This window comes from Hymenobacter sp. UYCo722, from assembly GCF_040547115.1.
In the GTDB taxonomy this organism is placed as follows: domain Bacteria; phylum Bacteroidota; class Bacteroidia; order Cytophagales; family Hymenobacteraceae; genus Hymenobacter.
The window spans coordinates 618,490-636,350 of record NZ_JBEPPC010000001.1; the positions used below are offsets into that span (position 1 = coordinate 618,490).

Below are 17,861 nucleotides of genomic sequence, written 5' to 3' on the forward strand. Positions count from 1 at the left end.
CTATCTTGCTGAGGTAGTACCTTTTTTTGTTTAAGCTTCATCTAAAACGTATGTCTACTGAAACATCAGACGCGGTTAAATCCACTAATAAGTTTAACAGTGTTAATAAGGAATTTATTAAACAAATCGACGGCTTAAGAGATACTTTTCCAATTGTAATGCTTTTTGTTACAGCTAGCAATTCAGATGCAAGTAAAGCTTTGTTAGATTTTGTTAACTCAAATGGCATAGAAGAAAAAGACGAAAATAATGAGGAGTACTACACCTTTTCTTCAGAAGACAGTCACAAGTATAGAATTCTAAAAAGGAATTCAGAAAATGCTTCAGTAGCATCAACAATTATTCCAAGCAGTTTACTAGTATCTCTAGTTAGCCAGTTTGACTCTTTTATCGGAAAACTTATTAAAGAAATTTTTCAGGTAAGACCTGAGATTTTAAGTTCAAGTGAAAAGAGCTTGACATTTGCCCGGCTCTTAGAATTAAAGTCTATTGAAGAAGCAAGAGAGTCATTAATTGAGAAAGAAGTAGAAACAATTTTAAGGGACAGTCATACTGACCATTTTATTTGGCTAGAAAGTAAACTCGGTATTCCGATGAGAAAAGATTTACCAATTTGGCAGGACTTTATCGAGTTAACAGAACGCAGAAATTTGTTTGTCCATTTAGATGGAATTGTTTCTAGCCAATACTTATTTGTTTGCAGACAGAACCAAGTTAAATTAAAAAAAGGACTTAAACCAGGCGATAAATTGGTGGTGGACTCAGAATATTTTGAATCAGCCTACAAGTGCCTTTACGAGCTATCGGTTAAACTGACACAAGTGGTTTGGCGCAAAATTCTGTCAACAGACCTAGAAGAAGCTGATAATAGTTTGAACGAAATTTGCTATGATTTATTACATCAAAAGCATTTCAATATTTCTGATGTACTGCTAGATTTTGCCACGACAACATTAAAAAAGCACCACAATGAAGAGAGCAAGAATACGCTATTTATTAACAAAGCATTGTCTTTCAAATTAGGAGGGAACCAGAAGGCCTGTAATGAACTAGTTTCTAGCAAAGATTGGAGTGCTTGTAGTGACAAGTTCAAAATTGCAAAAGAAGCGCTTTTAGGCAATCATGAAAATGTTGCTCAAATAATGAAGAAATTAGGAAAGGAAGGTGATATTGATAAAACAGCTTATAAGACGTGGCCGTTATTTGATGATTTTCGAGAAACCGACCTTTTCGTAAATACATACAAGGATTTATTTGATGAGGATTATTCAGTAGTTGAAGCACCTAAGAAGATGTTTGAGGTAATTCTTAGTCAAGCTGCCGAGGCTAGAATACAAAAGGACAAATATGAAAACGAGGTTAAGGAGCAACAGGGAGAATAGATATTTCGGCCTTATGAATTCCAGCTACATTTGTTGCGGAGTAACTATTGAGCAACCAGAAAAACTCTAATAGGCTTACTTACACCGGCACTATGCCTTTTCAAACTTGGGAGTGGAGAGCGTCGGGCATAAAAATGCACTATCCAAACCGGCCAGCCAGGAGTTGCTCCACGACGCTCCAGGCTTCAGCAACGGCTTCTGTCGCCTCTCCAGCCACGCCAAGCGGCGGCGGGGGCGCTGGGGGGTTGCAAGCCGCACAACGTCTGTAATGCCGACGATGGAAGCATCATATCGCCGCCGCACGACCGATTCTGACCTTATAAGATGCTTCCTTCGTCAGCATTACAGAGGGGTCTGGCTGTTAGGATGTTCTATAAGCGGCTGCCTCTCCCGCCGCTCCAAGTAGCGGTTGGGCGCTTTAGGGCGAGCTTGGCAATTGCCCTACTATCGTATCAATACTAGCTCCTATCGTACCGTATCTGGCGCACTGGGCGGAGCGAACTTTTGCGGCATTGAAACGCGGGTAAACCCGGTCACTGCCACACTGTACTTGTAAGGAATGCTGCCGACAATGAGCAAGCTGGCTAAGCCTGATGCTTCGTGTACAGCCATTGAGCGAGCGCAGCGGCATATACGCCGTTTAAACCAACGAAATAGCGGCGCTTAACCTACCTTGCGGACGCGCGACTTGTGGTTATCAGAATCGCATTTACCGAAACGGCATTCTCTTGTGGCTCTACTATATGGCTCGTGCTTAGTGACAGTTCGAAACGCTTCCCTCGGTAGACAGCGATAGGCAGCATCACATTTTATTTATTGGCTTTATGAAAAAAACACTCCTCCCGATTGCACTCTTATGTTTCAGCTACTGCCTGATGCAGCCTGCGCTTGCGCAACAAGTGCCCGCATCAGGCAATGTGTATAGCAAGTCATTACCTGACGACCTACCCAACAGCAAGCTTTTGTTTATCAAATTCGTGCCAGCTCCGGTTCCCGCTGAGCGGCCCACGACTATGTCGCCCACTAATTACAAGCTATTGCAGCAACACGCGGTTAACTACCCTCGCGCCAATGAGCAATTGGCAGCAGCAGTTGCGCACTATCCTTTTGGGTATCGGGTAACTACGTTAGATTCAACGTCTTATTATTCCGCACAAGGCTATAAATACGTGCTTTTCCATCAGTCCTTTAATGCATTCACTAACGGAACCTACAAAGGCTCAAAGGGGAACACCGCAGGTAGTGCCATCGTAGATGTTGCTAACGCAAATGCTCCTGCCGATACTTTTGTTGATTTGTACATCCAGGATTTATCGTCGCGGGATAAATACGTGATAGATAATTTCAGCGAATCGACTATTTATAATTACAAAGGATTAGTTGGTATGCTGCTAAAACGCGTTGAGAAGCAATTTAAGGCAAAGAAATAAGACAAAACATGCGCTTTTAGCACCCCCTATAGTGATTCACGCTCTTCTGCTTTTCCAACTTCTGGAGGGCGGGGTGATGCGATGAGTTGATTCCGACTAGGGCGGCCGGCTAAGCCACACTACTGTGCGACGGCACGAGCCTCAACATCCGTTTCTGCTATGGCCCTAACTACGGCAAGTAGTGGCTGGGCGCTTGGGGCGGGAGTGCCTGTTTAGGGTTTGGTATTGACAAGCGCTTGGCAACGCCTGTTTGTAACCCTGCGCCTACTCGGCTAGTATGCCGCAGATAACGGGTTGCCGTATTTTGCATTCCGGATGTGCTTCCGGGCTTTTATCACTGTTTTTACTTTATGATTGACCGTCTGACCGAATTAGATAGAACTAAGCTTTTCCTGCTGTATCATCTCAATCCGGTGCACCCCAAGGCCCCACCGGTCCCTAAAGGCCCGTTACTCCAAATTGTCATCATCCGGCACGGCGAAAAGCCGACTGCGGGCGACAACCTTTCTCCCGAAGGCTTGGAACGGGCGCTGGCGCTACCCGAGGTACTCAACAACCTGCTGCCCCGGCCACCCCATTTCACCTACGTGCCGTGCATCGGTACCGACAAGGAGGACACGACCCGCGTACGAATGATGCAAACGGTACTGCCTTATGCCGTGCAGCACAACCTGACCATTAACAGCGACTACGCCCCCGACGAAATTAAGGGTCTTGTGAAAGAGCTTCGGCACCATCGCGGCATCGTGCTGCTGGTGTGGGAGCATCACAACATTGTGAAAATTGCCGAGGCTTTGGGTATTGCAGAACCCCAGGAATGGCCCGACAATGACTACGACAGCATCTGGACTATTACCTTTAAGAAAGGACGGGCCAAAGGCAAAGCCAAACTACCGGTGCTCATCAAAACCCGTCAGGGCATTCAGCCTGCGGCTGTGTAATTAGGCTTCGGACCCCGGTTCCAGAGGTCACCAACCCTAACCTTTCGCGGGCCGGACGGGTACAACCAACTTGGCTGTACGCTCATCAATCCGTCAGCCTTTGCCCGATGGAGCTAGCAAACAAGAAGGTATTTATAACCGGCGGCAGCGCCGGAATAGGCAAAGCATTGCTGGCCGAATTCGCCCGGCAGGGCGTGCGCGACTTCGCCGTGATGGGCCGCAAACAGGCAGCCCTCGACGCCCTGAGACAAGAATTCCCCGACGCCCGGCTGCTGCTCATCACCGGCGATGTAGGCCAGCCCGCCGACCTCGACCGCGCCGTGGCCACCATTACCCGCGAATGGGGAGGGCTCGATATCCTGGTGAACAACGCCGGAGTGGTGAGTGCCGGCCTGCTCGCCGACCAGCCCGACGACGACATCATTAGCCAAATCAACATTAATCTGACCGGCCTGATTCTACTCACTAAGAAAGCCCTACCCCTCCTGCTGCAAAGCCCCGACGCGGCGCTGATGAATATTTCTTCGGGCTACGGCTACCTGGCCATGCCCTTTTACAGCGTGTATGCCGCCACCAAGGCCGCCATCCGCCAGTTTTCCGATGCCATGCGCCGCGAGCTTTTCCAGCACTCGCTGCATGTGATGACCGTGTACCCCTCCGCTACTGACACTGACATGATGAAAACTGCCGTGGTGAAGGGCATGGACTCGGCCGAGGATGTCGCCAAGGCTTCCATCGAGGGCCTGCTGGCCGGCGAAATCAACGTCATCATGGGCGGTGCCGAGCGCGAGGAGCAAATCAAAACCAATTTTCTGGAACCCCGCAAAATCGACGCCGTAGCGGCCGCTAACTACGAAGCTTTGCGCAAACGCACGGCCCAGCACCGCTCCATGTAGCCCTAGGCCCAGCCTGGACTGTTGCAAATTAACACTTGGCCGAGCTCAGGGCTAAATAAAAAACCGCCGGATATGCATTCGGCGGTTTTTTGTTTAGCCCTGAGCTCGGAGCGTTATTCCAACTTATCGGCGCGGCGGTCGAAGCCCTGGGGAATCTGGCCGATGGCAACGTACACCTTGTCTTTGTTTTTATCGAATACATTGCCATCGTCAAGGTCAGAAGCATAGCTTGGCTACACCAACTCGCCTTTTTGCCGGTTAGCCCTTTGCACCAGCATAATACCCGGTCAAACTTCACCTTGTTTCGGTTATTACAGGTGTACCGCTAATTAGCACCCATTAGCCAGTTCTAGGCTTGTCTTTACTCGCAATTTCAACAGGCTGGTCGAGAGTGCGGAAATTTAACTCGCAAGTTCCCGTTTTCAGGCTGGTAAGTGACGCCTTTAGCTACCATGTACACTGACCACGAATCTGCTCTAGCGAGTCAAAAACACGTCATGCTGGTTATTTTTGACGACTTCCTAAACCGCTTCAATAGCATAAAATATTCCGGCCCGTAAACCGTCTTGCCATTACCAGCCCTTTATTTTTGCTCATGACCATCACCATCGCTCCAGAATCTACCCAACCCCTAACCGTCAACCGCCTCGGCTACGGTACCATGCGCCTCACCGGCCCCGAAATATGGGGCGAGCCGGCCGACCGCCCCCAGGCCCTGGCCATCCTAAAAAGAGCCGTTGAGGCGGGCGTAAACTTCCTCGACACCGCCGACTATTACGGTGAGGACGTAACCAATCGCCTCATTGCCGAGGCCCTATACCCCTACCCCGCCAACCTGGTGATTTGCACCAAAGTGGGGGCGACCCGCCGCCCCGATAAAAGCTGGGTGCCCTACAACACCCCCGCCAACCTGCGTACCAGCATCGACAACAACCTGCGTACGCTGAAACGCGAGCAGATTCAGTTGGTGCACCTGCGGCTGATGGGCCACGGCGCGGTACCCCTCGAGGAGCAGCTTGGAGCCATGTTCGAGATGCAGCAGGAAGGCAAAATTCTGCACGTAGGCCTCAGCAACGTCACCCACGCGGAGCTGGAAGCCGGCCTTCGCCTGGGAGAAATCGCCACCGTGGAAAACATGTACGGCCACGGGCAGCGCACAACTGTGGTGCTCCCCTACGGCACCAATCCCGGCGGCGAGGAAGTGCTCGATTTGTGCGAGCAGCGGGGCATACCGCTCATCCCCTTTTTCTCGCTGGTGAATTCACTTCCAAAAGCCGACAATAAAATCGCTGAAATTGCGCGTAAACACGGTGCCACTGAAGCCCAGATTAACCTAGCCTGGCTACTCCATAAATCACCCTGGATTATGCCGATTCCCGGCACCTCGTCGCTCGCGCATTTTGAGGAGAATATGAAAGCGGCAGATATTAAGCTGAGCGCGGATGATATGGCGTATTTAGGGTAATTACTACGTCGGTGCGGATGCTTCTAATGCGCCCAGCATGACCACCTAATTCAGAAAGGCCCGAGCATCTTGGGTGTATTATGCGGACCAATAAACCACTCCCCCGAATTCAATAAAATTCGGTTGGTTTTTGAATCTGAGAAATTCAAATCAAAGTAATATCGCTCCGCGTATCTTGAGCCGTATTTACTTTTACAACAAGAATGAGAACTGTTTTCTACTCAGCCTTTATTCTGGCTTTAAGCATCAGTGCACCCCGCCCAAGCATTGCTCAAACTAGTACTGGTGCTTCGGGAGGCGTGGGCCAGGTATTTAATAAAAAACTTCCCGATGACTTACCAAAAGCAAAGATTTTATTTATAAAATTCAGCCCGGCCGCTGTGCCAGTTGAGCGGCCAACGGAAATGTCCCGACGCGACTATAAGCTGCTGGAGCAACACGCGGTAAATTATCCGCACGCCAACGAGCAATTGGTAAAAGCCACCGCAGAATACCCTTATGCCTACCGAATTACGACGCAGGACTCAACTGCTTACTATCAGGAGCGGGGTTATCGGTATGTGCTCATGCATAATTCCTTTAATTCTTTTGTAAACGGCACTTTTCGAGGCAGCGGCAGTAATCCCAGCTCGCCAACCATGGTAGACTTGTATCTCAAGGACTTGTCGAACGGCGATAAATACATAGTCGATGATTTCAGCGAGACATTTGTATACTATTACAAAGGGTTAGTGGTGATGCTGTTGAAGCGCATTCACAAGCAGTTTGGAAAATAAAGTTCTTTCGTGTTGCTTCCATTATGGCGCTGAAGGAGGGGAATAATTCTGCCGAATGCCGCAACTTGAATTACCCCATCTGCTATTTTTGCAGCATGAAACGCAGCTTTTGGTATGGCATCGGGGCGCTGTTACTCGCGGGCCCGGCCCCGGCCCAATCCCTGACGGGCATTTGGCAGGGCGTTGAAACCGACACCGGGCAGCCCGGCGGCTACTGGCCCACGGTGCTACGCTTGCAGAAAAGCAAGGGCAGCAATGTTTTCGGCATTCTCTACGAAGAAGTTGGGGGAAAACCAGGCATCACGGTTACGTTCCAAATGCAGGGCACCCGCACTGCTACAGGCCTGTACCTCGAGCACGGCGAGAAGCTGAACGAAACCGGCCGCATTTTCGGCACCTATTGGTGCGATGGGGCCATTACCTTCACCTACGACCCCACCCTCGAAAAACTTACCGGCCACGCCGCCTACGAACCCAAAGGCGAGTGCACCGTGGGCACGCTCACGCTCTATCGCATCAAATTAAAATCGGCCGCTATGGTGCCGGCCGGGGCCGAAAGCACGCTACGCGTATCGGGCCGCGACGTGCGCTGGTTTGCCGATGCTGAACTGCGGCAGCCCCTGGCTGCCGGCAACACCTACCGGGCGAGGCTCCGCAAAACCACCACCTTCTTTCTCCGGCAGGGCTACTATTCCTCCAAAGAGAGCCCGGTGGTGCCCATCACCATTCGGGTGAGCGGTACGCCGCCCAAAGCCCCGCTCGCGAAACCCGCCCCCGCGCCTACCCCACCACCGGCAGATACGGCGGTTGCTACGGCTGCCCCCACGCCCATTCTGCCCACCACGCCAGCCCCGGTCCTGCTGCCCACGGTGCTCTTTAAGGTGGGCAAGCCCGAGCTGCTGCCTGGCTCCACCCCGGCCCTCGGCCAGCTGGCCACGGAGCTTAAAGCCCGGCCCAATTTAAAGCTGCGCATTGCCGGCCACGCCGATAAAGTGGGCGAGCCCGATAAAAACCAGGCGCTCTCCGAACAGCGCGCCGAAGCCGTGAAGGAGTTTCTGGTGCAGGCCGGCATACCCGCCGAGCGCCTGCGCACCGTGGGCTACGGCGACACGCGCCTGCTCTACCCCTCGCCCGACGTGCGCAACCGCCGGGTGGAGGTGCAGGAGATAGAATAAACGTATTTCGCCGGCTTAATTTTGATATCCGCTCCTGCCGGCACTGCCCGAACGGCGGTCCTTTCCCTTCCGCATGTCGCACCGCCATTTCCTTATTCACAAGCCCTACGGCTACCTCAGCCAGTTTGTAGGCGAAGCCAAAAAGAAAAAACTGGGCGAATTCCATCCTTTCCCCGAAGGCATTATGGCCATTGGCCGGCTTGATGAGGACAGCGAAGGCTTGCTCCTGCTCACCACCGACGGCCGCACGAGCGAGTTGGTGCGCAGCAAAAAAGTGGAGAAGGAATACTACGCCCAGGTCGATGGCCTGATAACCGACGCGGCCCTCACCCAACTGCGAACCGGCGTCGAAATCGGCATTCACAACGTGCGCTATGTTACCAGCCCCTGCACCGCCGCCCGGCTCCAGCCAGCCCCGGATTTTGCCCCGCGCACCCGCAAAATCCGCGACGACCGCCACGGCCCCACCTCCTGGGTCAGCATCACCCTCACGGAAGGCAAGTTCCGGCAGGTGCGCAAGATGACGGCCGCCGTGGGCTTTCCCACCCTGCGCCTGGTGCGGGTGCGGGTGGCGGATATTTGGCTGGGCGAGCTGGCCTCGGGCGAAGTGCGCGAAGTAGCCGATTTCGGCTTGTAGCGCGGGCTTGTAGCCCGCGCATAGGTTTGCACCAGCTTGGCTCTCAGCCTGCCATCCCAAATGACCGCAATATTATTTATGCTGCATGCATAACATTTTCCGCGCGCTGTCGTATATTTGCATCAGAATTAACCCCTGCTTATTTCGCCATCTGATTATGAAAAAGACCACTGCCTTCTCATTCTCCTCGCTGCTGCTGGCCGGCGGCGTAGCTTACCTGGCTGCCAAACTGGCGGGCCTTGACCTGACGTTTTTCTTCCACGGCGACGACGACCATTATCACTATCACTAGGCGCTATTTTTATCGTTAGGATACCCTATTCGCATTATTTATAAAAGAAGCCCGGTACATTAGCCGGGCTTTTTTATTGAGATTCCGGCCAATGCGGCGGGCCCGGCGGGTTCGGCGCGGCTTTTGGAACTTTGCCCGCGCAACGGCGTAATCCGTGGCAACCCTTATTCACAACGGCAGACGGCGACATGCTGCTCCACCGCCTCACCAATCCCCCTCCTGGTTTTATGAACCTCGATTCCCACCAAGCTCAGGTGAGCTACATTATTGGCCGCGACCTAGCCCGCAACTTTGCCCAGCAAGGCCTCGAACTGGACGTCGACACCCTGGCCGGGGCGCTGAAAGAAGGCCTCCAGGGCCTCCCCAGCCGCCTCACGCAGGAGCAGATGCAGACCGCCATGCAACAGCTGCAGGAGCAGATGGGCGGCCCTGATGAAAACGATAATTCCCAAGACCCCGAAACCATGAACAACAACAAAGCCGAAGGCGAAGCCTTCCTCGCCGAAAATGCTGGCAAAGCCGGCGTTACCACGCTGCCCAGCGGCCTGCAGTACGAGGTAATTACCGAAGGCACGGGTGCCAAGCCCAGCCTGAAATCGTCGGTAACCACGCACTACCACGGCACCCTGATTAACGGCACCGTGTTCGACAGCAGCTACCAGCGCGGCCAGCCCGCCACCTTCCCCGTGAACGGCGTGATTGCCGGCTGGACTGAGGCCCTGCAGCTGATGCCCGAGGGTTCGAAGTACCGCCTCTACATACCTTCCGACCTGGCCTACGGCAAACGCGGCGCGGGCCGCGACATTCCCGGCGATACGGCCCTGATTTTTGACGTTGAGCTGCTGAAAGTAAATAACTGAGCGAGTGTAGCGGCGGGGTTGTACCCGGTAGGAAACCCCGCCGCTACCCGCCTGGGAGCCGCAACCTGGAGCCCTCCAACCAGTACTTTTCCGGCTGTTTCCAAGTCCATGACTCCCTCCGAAGCCCAGCCTCCCGCTCACCAGCCCAACGTGGCCCCGGAACAACCTTCCGGGGCCGCTTTGCTGACTACACCCGCCATACCAGCCCGGGAGGCCCCCGGCCCGACGTACGAACCGCTTCCCGGGCTGCTGCCCGACCTCGCGCCCTTGCCCGTGGTCAGTTCGGGCGACGGCCGCGTGCTTATCACCGATAGCACGGTGACGGTAGCGGGCCGCGAATTCCTACTCCGCGAGCTCGAGCGCGCTGATGTGGCCCACGTGCGCTGGATACTGTGGTTTTTGCTGGGCGGGCTGGGGCTGGCTTTTGTGATGATTACCTATTTGCAGAACGGGCTGCGGACCGGACCGGCTATGCTGGGCATGGCCCTGACGGGCCTGTTGCTAGCCTATGGGCACCGCGGCACCAACCGCCTGCGCCTGCACCGGCTGGGCCGGGAGGTCGTCAACTTTGCCCTGCCCGGCGAAACGCCACCCTGGCAGCGCCTTGTTGCCGAGCTCAACCGCCGCATTTTTCGGGTGCATGACCACGCCGCCCGGCTGGCCGCCGCAGAGCTGGCTGCCGCCGACGAAGCAATGCGCCTGGCGGCCCAACTAGCTGCCGAAGCGGCGGCGGCGGCCGACCCAACAACCCGCCTCTACCCGGAAAATGAATTTCCTGCCTAGCTACGTCACCTTGCGGTTCGCGCTGCCGTAAGGCTGCCAGCCGGGGCGCACCTGCTACCTTCGCGCCCCGTAAACCACTAACCGCCCCTGCCACTCCCGATACCTGACTTTTACCTCATGAGTTCTGATTCGAAACATTCGCATACCGCCATTTCCGGGGCGGGGCTGCTGATTGCCCTGGGCATTATCTACGGCGATATCGGCACCTCGCCGCTCTACGTGATGTCGTCCATCCTAAAAAGCGGGCGGGTACCCGATTTAATTGACGCGCAATTGGTACTGGGTGGCATCTCCTGCGTTATCTGGACCCTGACGCTGCAAACCACCGTCAAGTATGTGCTGCTCACTCTGAATGCGGACAACAATGGCGAAGGCGGCATTTTTTCGCTTTATGCCCTGGTACGGCGGCGCGGCACCTGGCTCTCGGCCGTGGCCATCATCGGTGGTTCGGCCCTGCTGGCCGATGGCGTGATTACGCCGCCCATTTCGGTATCGTCGGCGGTCGAAGGACTAAAGAACGTATTTCCGACGCTCACGCAGGATGTTGTTGTTTACATCGTTATCGGTATTATCGCGGGGCTATTTCTACTCCAAAGCTTTGGCACTCAGATTGTGGGCAAGGCCTTCGGGCCGATTATGTTTCTGTGGTTCACCATGTTGGGCGTGCTGGGCGCAAGCTGGATTATCCAGAACCCGGTCATTTTGAAAGCCTTTAACCCCTACTACGCCTACGACCTGCTGGTGCATTACCCCGGCGGCTTCTGGCTGCTGGGCTCGGTGTTTCTGTGCACGACCGGGGCCGAGGCGCTATATTCCGACCTGGGCCACTGCGGCAAAGGCAATATCCGCATCAGCTGGACTTTCGTTAAATCTGCGCTGCTGCTCAACTACTTGGGCCAGGGCGCGTGGCTGCTCGCTCACCAGGGCCAGATGCTGAATGGCAAAAATCCGTTCTATGCCTTGATGCCGCAGTGGTTCCTGCTCATCGGTATCAGCATCGCCACCATCGCGGCCATTATTGCCTCGCAGGCTCTCATCACGGGCTCGTTTACGCTGGTAGCGGAGGCCATCCGCCTGAATATGTGGCCCAAAGTGAAACTCAACTACCCCACCGATGTGAAGGGCCAGCTCTTCGTGCCCAGCATGAACCGGCTGCTGCTGCTGGGTTGCATTGGGGTGGTGCTCTACTTCCGCGAGTCGACCAACATGGAAGCCGCTTATGGCCTGGCCATCACGCTCACCATGCTGATGACCACCATTCTGCTCACCGTCTGGCTGAAGGCGAAGAAGGTGGCCACGCCGCTTATTATTCTATTTGCGGTCGTGTACGGCATCATCGAGGGCTCGTTCTTGGTTGCTAACATGATTAAGTTTCCGCACGGCGGTTGGGTATCGCTGGCCATCGGCGGCACGCTCATGGCTGTGATGTACGTGTGGCTGAAGGCTTACTACATCAAGCGTCGCCTTACGGAATTCGTGAAGCTGGAGCCCTATGTCGATGCCCTCAAACAACTGAGCGACGACGAGTCTATCCCGAAATACTCAACCCACCTGGTGTTCCTCACCTCAGCCGAGCGCAACTCCGAGATTGAGCAGAAAATCATTTACTCCATCTTTCAGAAGCGCCCCAAGCGGGCCGACATCTACTGGTTCATCCACGTTGATACGACTGATGAGCCTTATACCATGGAGTATAAAGTAACCGAAGTGGCCAAGGACGATGTATTCCGCATCAATTTCCGCCTCGGTTTCCGGGTGCAGCAGCGCATCAATCTCTACTTCCGCAAGGTAATTGAGGACCTGGTGCGCAACAAGGAAGTGGACATCACCTCGCGCTACGAGTCGCTGAATAAGCAGCACGTCACCGGCGATTTCCGCTTCGTAGTCTTGGAAAAATTCCTCTCAGTCGAAAACGACTTCCCCACTCAGGAGAAGCTCGTGATGCAGGCTTACTTCTACATCCGCCAGTTTATCGCCTCCGAAGACCAGTACTTCGGCCTCGACACCTCCTCGGTGAAAGTGGAGAAGGTGCCGCTGGTGATTACGCCCGTGCGCGAAGTAGCGCTGAAGCGAATTAAGTAAGTCCCCAGATTTCAACTAAATCGACGGACTTGAGCACCCGAACGATTAAAACAACAAGGCCCCCTGCTATTCGCAGAGGGCCTTTTTTTGATGGATAGAGTAGCGAAGCGGGTCGTCCGGTGTCGCCCAATCAACGGGTGGCTAATCGGTAGGCCACGTAGATGACGGCAGCCACGACGGCCAGCAACATCATCAAATGCTTCTTCTCGGAATCGGTTTCCCGTAGCAGCCTCAGGGCAAAATAGCCGATGCAAAACATGTACGCGAACCAGAAAAGGGCGGCCAGCATGAGGTTGTGCGCAATTAATCAGTTATATATATACTGACGTAAAAGCTGCGCCACCCCGAATTGTTATTTCCCCAGCCACCGAGCCAGCACGGCCTGTTGGGCGGGTGTGGGGCTGGCCACTGGCTGAATGGTGAATTTGCGGTCGGTATCGGCCAGCAACTTCAGCTTGATGTCGCGCAGGAGGCCGTCGCGGCGCACTTGCAGGGTTACTTCGCTGCCCACGGGGCCACCGGCCAGGGCCTTCACGGTTTCCTCGCTGGGCGCGGCTCCGTTGATGAGCACGACCTCGTCGGTGGCACTCAGGCCGGTGGTCCAGGCAGCCCCGTCGCGCTCTACGGCGGCTACGAGCAGCTTGCCGGTCCGGTTCGAGAACGCTGCGCCCAGCGTGCCCTGCGTAGCCGGCGTGGCCGTGAGATTGAGACCGGCATAGCCCAGCGGGGCAGTAAAATCGATGGGTTGGGTGCCATACACGCTGTTTTGAAAGAAGCTGTCGTAGCGGCGACCGGCCACGGTAGCCACGGCATCCTGAAACTCCTGGTCGGTGAAGCCACGCTTGGCCTTCAGATAATACGTGTCGTACAGCAGACGGAAAACGTCGTCGAGATGCTTCTTGCCCTGAGTGGCGTAGGCAATATTCAAATCGAGCCAGGTGCCAATAAGGTCGCCCTTCGAATAATAGCTGATTTGGGTGTTGTTTGAATTCTCGTTGGGCCGGTAATACTTAATCCAGGCATCAAAACTCGACTCGGCGGCCGACTGAATGCGGTTGCCGGGGGTGTTCTCCACTTCCGTAATGGCGTTGCCGAGGCGGCCCAGGTATTCCTCCTTCGTCAGCACGCCGGCACGCGCCAGAATCTGCTTCGAGTAATATTCGGTCATGCCCTCGCTCACCCACAGCATGTGGGTGTAGTTTTCCTGGTCGTAGTTGAATGGCCCCAGCGCCATCGGCCGAATGCGCTTCACGTTCCAGAGGTGGAAGTACTCGTGCGCCACCAGGCCCAGGAACGACTTGTTGCCGGCGTCGGTACTGTAGGCGGTGCGGCCCACTTCGAGGGTGGTCGAGTAGAGGTGTTCCAGACCACCGCCGCCGCGCTCCAGGTTGTGCACGATAAACAGGTAGTGGTCGAGCGGGTTCTGGCCCACCACGCGGTGCGCTTCTTCACACACGCGCTTCATATCGGCCACGATTTTGGCATCGTCGCCGGTGTACTGGCCGTACATCGCCACCTGATGCGGCGTGCCGTTGGCCGTGAATTCGAGGATTTTCTGGTTGCCGATTTCCATCGGCGAATCGGCCAGCTCGTCGTAGCTCGCGGCCTTGTAGGTAAACTTGCCCGGGCCGGGGCGCAGGGCCGTGCTCACCTGGTTCCAGCCCGCGGCAGGTTGCACCACGACGGTGCTGGGCAGCATCTTGTTATCGGCCGCATACATAAAAATGCTGCTGCCATTGAGGTAGCCGTGGTCGGCATCGATAAATGAAGTGCGCACGCTCAACTCGAAGGCATACACCCGGTAGCTTACCCGGAAACCGCCCTGCTTGGGGTGCTTAACCCGCCAGGTATTCTTATTTAGTTTTTCGAAGGCCAGCGGCTGGCCGGCGGCGGTGCGGGCCTCAAATCCCTCCACGTTCTTCGAATACTCGCGCACCAAGTAAGAGCCCGGAGCCCACACGGGCATTTTCAGGTCGGTGTAGTCGGCCCCAAAGCCGCCCAACTCCATCTTCACGTCAAAATAGTGCGACTGGGGCAGCGGCATCGCCAGCGTGTAGCGCAGCGTCGGCACGGCAGCCAGTGGGCTTGGGGCGGCTGTGGCGGCTCCCAATTGAAAAGTCAGCAGCCCGGCCAGGGCGAAAGCGCGAAGCGCGGCAGTGGGATTTTTAGGCATTCTGAATTAGTTGAGGGACTAGCAAGGGCACAAAGTAAGGCCACTGGGTTGTCTCTAACCTAGCACCGCCCGGCCCCGTTAGGAGCTAGCGTGGCGCTTACCCGGCCACTTGTATGTTTTTTTCAGGAATATGAGGTTTGTCTGGATGATTTTTGGGGGGTTGTTAATAGCAATGCTGGTGGTTTTACCTCGTCTGAGCCACCGTGACGTGCCACCGGTGCCCGGTGGCACGCCAGCCAGGCAGGAGGTGACCTACTCCCCCGTCGGGCTCGGCCCCTCCGCTCGTGCCGACCTCGTCAGGGCCGATAGCATCGTGGCCTTCGGCCTGGCGCAGCGCGGCACGCCCTACGTATGGGCGGGCATTTCGCCCCTCACGGGGTTCGACTGCTCGGGGTTTATCATGTACACATTCGCGCATTTCGGGGTGGCCATCCCGCACTCCACCTCCCTGCTTATCGACGTAGGTCGGCCCGTGACCCGTACCGAAGCCCAGCCCGGCGACATTGTCGTCTTCACCGGTACTGATAAAGCCAGCACCACACCCGGCCACGCGGGTATTGTAATCTCACGCCGGGGCGAGTTGCCGCTCCGATTCGTGCACGCCTCCTCCTCGCGCCGCGAACCCTTCGTGAAAGTGAGCCAGGTGGAAGGGTCCGATTACGAGCGGCGCTTTATGCAGGTGCGCCGGGTACTTGGGCCGGGTACGGGATTGGTGAATACGGCACGGGCCAAAGTACCTGGTGCTACGCCGGCCGCTAGCACGCGGGCCGCAGTTCCGGTGGCGGTGCTGGCCGCTCGCCCCGTGGCGGTGGAGGAGCATCCTGCTTTGGTGCCGTTGCCCCATACGCTGCCGAAGCGCGCCGTGCCCCATCCCGTGGTGGCCCATAAAAAGGTGGCAGTGCGCAAGCCAACTGCAATAGCGCGTAAGCCGCGAAAAGCCAGTGCCAGGCCAGCTACCAGCGCAGCCGTGAAATCGGCCGTAAAGCCCCGGGCAGCCAATTTGAAGAAAGCCACGACGACGAAATCGCGCACTGCTGCCCACTAGCGGCCCGCCCAAACGCAGCGATGCCCGGCTTGCCTTTGCCGTCCCACTGAAGGGCGACTGGGCAAACCGGGCATCTAATCCTTCAAATCTTACCAAGCGGCGAAACTGGGGTGCAGTTCCGGCGTCTTTCGGATAAGACCTGGCCGAATGTGGGCAGCCTTAGGAGCTACCCCACGAAGCTGTTGTTAGGCGCGTACTGCGGTGAAGCGTACGACATTCGACAGGCTTGGCAGGATTTGGTTGGGACTACTAGACATTTTGTACCTCCTTTCTTTACGTTCGACATTTCCTCCGCTCGCGCGGCCCAGTACCTTAGGGCTGCTTGAGCGAGGTCGTAGCACTCACTACTGAGCGGTAAAGTTAATAGCCGGGGCTAAGGTTCAAAGCTTATAGGGCTTTTTTCTGGCAAAACCCGGTTTTTAGTGGTTTTAGCCCTGATTATCAGACCTGTTTTTTTGCGTTGCAAAAGATATTAGCTGGCTTGAGGGGTCGAATTGAAATCTGGCCGTAAACTTGCAATCACTCATAAAAATGCCTTAGCTGGTGCGCGACAGGAATTTTCCCTTATCTTTTCTCCGAAAACCCACTCAATCTTCATCTTGAAATGAAAAAAACCCTGCTCCTCCTTGTCCTTCTCGTGTTGGGCGTTTCCCGCATGGCCTCGGCCCAAACCATGTCGCCATTGGGCGTATGGACCAATGCTGAGAAGGAAGCCACGTTTGAAATTTATAAGTGCGGCGACAAGCTGTGCGGTAAAATCGTGAGCCTGACCGTGCCCAACGACCCCAAAACTGGTAAGCCCAAAACCGACACGGAGAACCCCGACCCCAAGCTGCGCAGCCGCCCACGCCTAGGCTTAGTATTTATGCAAGGCTTCAAGTACGACAGCGATAACAAGTGGGACGACGGCAAAATCTACGACCCCAAAACCGGCAAAACCTACTCGTGCTACATGAAAATGGAAAGCCAGAACACGATGGAAGTGAAAGGCTACATTGGCTTCTCGCTCATCGGTAAGTCGCAGACCTGGACGCGGGTGAAATAAGCCCTAGCTCATTTACTTTTTAAGGCCGGCTTCCCGCGGGGAGCCGGCCTTTTTTTATAGCCTGATTTCAGCCTTTCGCGCACTCAGAAAACGGCCCTGAGGACCATCCAGCCGCCCGGTCGCCTAAACTATTTGCCGGGACCCGTGTTTTGAGTTCATTAAGTTTCGCTGCCTTGTTCAATTTCATCCAGAAATTATTTCGTCCGCAAGCCGCCGCCCCAGCGGCTTGGCATGCTGTGGTGCTCACCCCGGCGCAGGCCCGCCGCCACGCCCGCTGGGTCGAGCAGCATGTGTTTCTAAACTGGCTCGAACCCTACTACAAGGCCTATCACCTGCACAAAGTCGGGGCCGGGGGCCGGCGCAGCTTCCAGGTGCAGCCCCTGCACGAGGTTGGCCGCGAAGGAGCCTTGTTCTTGTACCATACCAGCATCGGGCCCGGCAACTTTCGCCACTTCTACGAGCACCTGGGCGAACGGATGCTGAGCATGGGATACCACCGCGCCTGTGCCGACCAGTGCACCCAGCGCAACCAGCACTTGGCCGAAACCACGCTCAAGCAACTGTTCAAGCCCGACCCTACCGACTGCCCGGACACCGGCGACTGCAACCAGCGCTTTGGCCTGGTCACCATCGACTTGGTGGCGGTGAATGGAGAGCCCCTGTTCATTCGCGTAGCCAGCAATGCAGTCCTTCAGCCGGGTTTTACGCCCGCCGCTTCGGTCGAAGAGCTGTTGCGCGATTTACTAGCCGCCCCGCCGCCCACCCCAGAAACGCAGGCGCTGATTCCGGAATATTACCAGCGGTTCTAACCGGAGAAGTTATTCAGCGAGCCCGCTTGAAACTCATGCGGAGCTTTTTACAAAGCAAAGCGCCAGGCCC

17 protein-coding genes are annotated in these 17,861 nt (G+C 55.4%); 15 read left to right on the plus strand and 2 right to left on the minus strand.

Going from position 1 to position 17,861, the window contains the following annotated elements:
- Nucleotides 1–50: 50 nt before the first annotated feature.
- The 12 genes from ABIB44_RS02670 to ABIB44_RS02725 all read left to right on the plus strand — a co-directional run bounded on the left by ABIB44_RS02670 (nucleotide 51) and on the right by ABIB44_RS02725 (nucleotide 12,719).
- Nucleotides 51–1,382: a hypothetical protein gene (locus tag ABIB44_RS02670; RefSeq protein ID WP_354583074.1), complete on the plus strand. Its 1,332-nt coding sequence runs from the start codon at nucleotides 51–53 to the stop codon at nucleotides 1,380–1,382.
- An 824-nt stretch (nucleotides 1,383–2,206) separates the two neighbouring features.
- Nucleotides 2,207–2,812 carry a hypothetical protein gene (locus ABIB44_RS02675; RefSeq protein WP_354583075.1) on the plus strand — a complete coding sequence of 202 codons (606 nt, stop codon included), beginning with the start codon at nucleotides 2,207–2,209 and terminating at the stop codon, nucleotides 2,810–2,812.
- A 350-nt stretch (nucleotides 2,813–3,162) separates the two neighbouring features.
- Nucleotides 3,163–3,753, plus strand: coding sequence for a histidine phosphatase family protein (locus ABIB44_RS02680; RefSeq protein ID WP_354583076.1), 591 nt, complete (start codon nucleotides 3,163–3,165; stop codon nucleotides 3,751–3,753).
- A 107-nt stretch (nucleotides 3,754–3,860) separates the two neighbouring features.
- Nucleotides 3,861–4,649: an SDR family NAD(P)-dependent oxidoreductase gene (locus ABIB44_RS02685; protein ID WP_354583077.1), complete on the plus strand. Its 789-nt coding sequence runs from the start codon at nucleotides 3,861–3,863 to the stop codon at nucleotides 4,647–4,649.
- Nucleotides 4,650–5,244: 595 nt separating this feature from the next.
- A complete protein-coding gene (locus tag ABIB44_RS02690) occupies nucleotides 5,245–6,114 on the plus strand; it encodes an aldo/keto reductase (RefSeq protein WP_354583078.1) in 870 nt (289 codons plus the stop codon).
- Nucleotides 6,115–6,317: 203 nt separating this feature from the next.
- Nucleotides 6,318–6,890 (plus strand): hypothetical protein, encoded by a 573-nt coding sequence (locus ABIB44_RS02695; RefSeq protein WP_354583079.1) that lies wholly within the window; start codon nucleotides 6,318–6,320, stop codon nucleotides 6,888–6,890.
- A 95-nt stretch (nucleotides 6,891–6,985) separates the two neighbouring features.
- Nucleotides 6,986–8,065 carry an OmpA family protein gene (locus tag ABIB44_RS02700; RefSeq protein ID WP_354583080.1) on the plus strand — a complete coding sequence of 360 codons (1,080 nt, stop codon included), beginning with the start codon at nucleotides 6,986–6,988 and terminating at the stop codon, nucleotides 8,063–8,065.
- Between the two features lie 73 nt (nucleotides 8,066–8,138).
- Nucleotides 8,139–8,702 (plus strand): pseudouridine synthase, encoded by a 564-nt coding sequence (locus ABIB44_RS02705; protein ID WP_354583081.1) that lies wholly within the window; start codon nucleotides 8,139–8,141, stop codon nucleotides 8,700–8,702.
- A gap of 157 nt (nucleotides 8,703–8,859) precedes the next feature.
- Complete coding sequence (locus ABIB44_RS02710; protein WP_354583082.1) at nucleotides 8,860–8,994, plus strand: hypothetical protein; 135 nt, start codon at nucleotides 8,860–8,862, stop codon at nucleotides 8,992–8,994.
- Between the two features lie 227 nt (nucleotides 8,995–9,221).
- The gene (gene bamJ / locus ABIB44_RS02715; protein WP_354583083.1) at nucleotides 9,222–9,854 is read left to right on the plus strand and encodes a BamJ family beta-barrel-assembly machinery protein; all 633 of its coding nucleotides are present in this window, start codon (nucleotides 9,222–9,224) and stop codon (nucleotides 9,852–9,854) included.
- A gap of 108 nt (nucleotides 9,855–9,962) precedes the next feature.
- Nucleotides 9,963–10,637 carry a hypothetical protein gene (locus tag ABIB44_RS02720; protein ID WP_354583084.1) on the plus strand — a complete coding sequence of 225 codons (675 nt, stop codon included), beginning with the start codon at nucleotides 9,963–9,965 and terminating at the stop codon, nucleotides 10,635–10,637.
- Between the two features lie 117 nt (nucleotides 10,638–10,754).
- Nucleotides 10,755–12,719: a KUP/HAK/KT family potassium transporter gene (locus ABIB44_RS02725; protein WP_354583085.1), complete on the plus strand. Its 1,965-nt coding sequence runs from the start codon at nucleotides 10,755–10,757 to the stop codon at nucleotides 12,717–12,719.
- Between the two features lie 130 nt (nucleotides 12,720–12,849).
- Here the strand turns inward: ABIB44_RS02725 and ABIB44_RS02730 are convergent, their stop codons facing one another.
- Together ABIB44_RS02730 and ABIB44_RS02735 are read right to left on the minus strand one after the other, a co-directional pair.
- The gene (locus tag ABIB44_RS02730; RefSeq protein WP_354583086.1) at nucleotides 12,850–13,008 is read right to left on the minus strand and encodes a hypothetical protein; all 159 of its coding nucleotides are present in this window, start codon (nucleotides 13,006–13,008) and stop codon (nucleotides 12,850–12,852) included.
- 63 nt (nucleotides 13,009–13,071) lie between these two features.
- Entirely contained in the window at nucleotides 13,072–14,892 is a 1,821-nt protein-coding gene (locus ABIB44_RS02735; RefSeq protein WP_354583087.1) for a M61 family metallopeptidase, read from the minus strand.
- Between the two features lie 178 nt (nucleotides 14,893–15,070).
- On the opposite strand from ABIB44_RS02735, the gene ABIB44_RS02740 reads away from it, so the two are divergent.
- From ABIB44_RS02740 to ABIB44_RS02750, 3 genes are all read left to right on the plus strand, one after another.
- Nucleotides 15,071–15,937, plus strand: a complete 867-nt coding sequence (locus ABIB44_RS02740) for an NlpC/P60 family protein (protein WP_354583088.1) — start codon at nucleotides 15,071–15,073, stop codon at nucleotides 15,935–15,937.
- A gap of 604 nt (nucleotides 15,938–16,541) precedes the next feature.
- A complete protein-coding gene (locus ABIB44_RS02745) occupies nucleotides 16,542–16,982 on the plus strand; it encodes a DUF2147 domain-containing protein (RefSeq protein WP_354583089.1) in 441 nt (146 codons plus the stop codon).
- Between the two features lie 173 nt (nucleotides 16,983–17,155).
- Nucleotides 17,156–17,791 carry a hypothetical protein gene (locus ABIB44_RS02750; RefSeq protein ID WP_354583090.1) on the plus strand — a complete coding sequence of 212 codons (636 nt, stop codon included), beginning with the start codon at nucleotides 17,156–17,158 and terminating at the stop codon, nucleotides 17,789–17,791.
- Nucleotides 17,792–17,861: the final 70 nt, after the last annotated feature.

Excerpts from the sequence above, each read along its gene's own strand:
- ABIB44_RS02670 (WP_354583074.1), top strand. The coding sequence starts at position 51 with ATGTCTACTGAAACATCAGACGCGGTTAAATCCACTAATAAGTTTAAC.
- ABIB44_RS02675 (WP_354583075.1), top strand. The coding sequence starts at position 2,207 with ATGAAAAAAACACTCCTCCCGATTGCACTCTTATGTTTCAGCTACTGC.
- ABIB44_RS02680 (WP_354583076.1), top strand. The coding sequence starts at position 3,163 with ATGATTGACCGTCTGACCGAATTAGATAGAACTAAGCTTTTCCTGCTG.
- ABIB44_RS02685 (WP_354583077.1), top strand. The coding sequence starts at position 3,861 with ATGGAGCTAGCAAACAAGAAGGTATTTATAACCGGCGGCAGCGCCGGA.
- ABIB44_RS02690 (WP_354583078.1), top strand. The coding sequence starts at position 5,245 with ATGACCATCACCATCGCTCCAGAATCTACCCAACCCCTAACCGTCAAC.
- ABIB44_RS02695 (WP_354583079.1), top strand. The coding sequence starts at position 6,318 with ATGAGAACTGTTTTCTACTCAGCCTTTATTCTGGCTTTAAGCATCAGT.
- ABIB44_RS02700 (WP_354583080.1), top strand. The coding sequence starts at position 6,986 with ATGAAACGCAGCTTTTGGTATGGCATCGGGGCGCTGTTACTCGCGGGC.
- ABIB44_RS02705 (WP_354583081.1), top strand. The coding sequence starts at position 8,139 with ATGTCGCACCGCCATTTCCTTATTCACAAGCCCTACGGCTACCTCAGC.
- ABIB44_RS02710 (WP_354583082.1), top strand. The coding sequence starts at position 8,860 with ATGAAAAAGACCACTGCCTTCTCATTCTCCTCGCTGCTGCTGGCCGGC.
- bamJ (WP_354583083.1), top strand. The coding sequence starts at position 9,222 with ATGAACCTCGATTCCCACCAAGCTCAGGTGAGCTACATTATTGGCCGC.
- ABIB44_RS02720 (WP_354583084.1), top strand. The coding sequence starts at position 9,963 with ATGACTCCCTCCGAAGCCCAGCCTCCCGCTCACCAGCCCAACGTGGCC.
- ABIB44_RS02725 (WP_354583085.1), top strand. The coding sequence starts at position 10,755 with ATGAGTTCTGATTCGAAACATTCGCATACCGCCATTTCCGGGGCGGGG.
- ABIB44_RS02730 (WP_354583086.1), bottom strand. The coding sequence starts at position 13,008 with ATGCTGGCCGCCCTTTTCTGGTTCGCGTACATGTTTTGCATCGGCTAT.
- ABIB44_RS02735 (WP_354583087.1), bottom strand. The coding sequence starts at position 14,892 with ATGCCTAAAAATCCCACTGCCGCGCTTCGCGCTTTCGCCCTGGCCGGG.
- ABIB44_RS02745 (WP_354583089.1), top strand. The coding sequence starts at position 16,542 with ATGAAAAAAACCCTGCTCCTCCTTGTCCTTCTCGTGTTGGGCGTTTCC.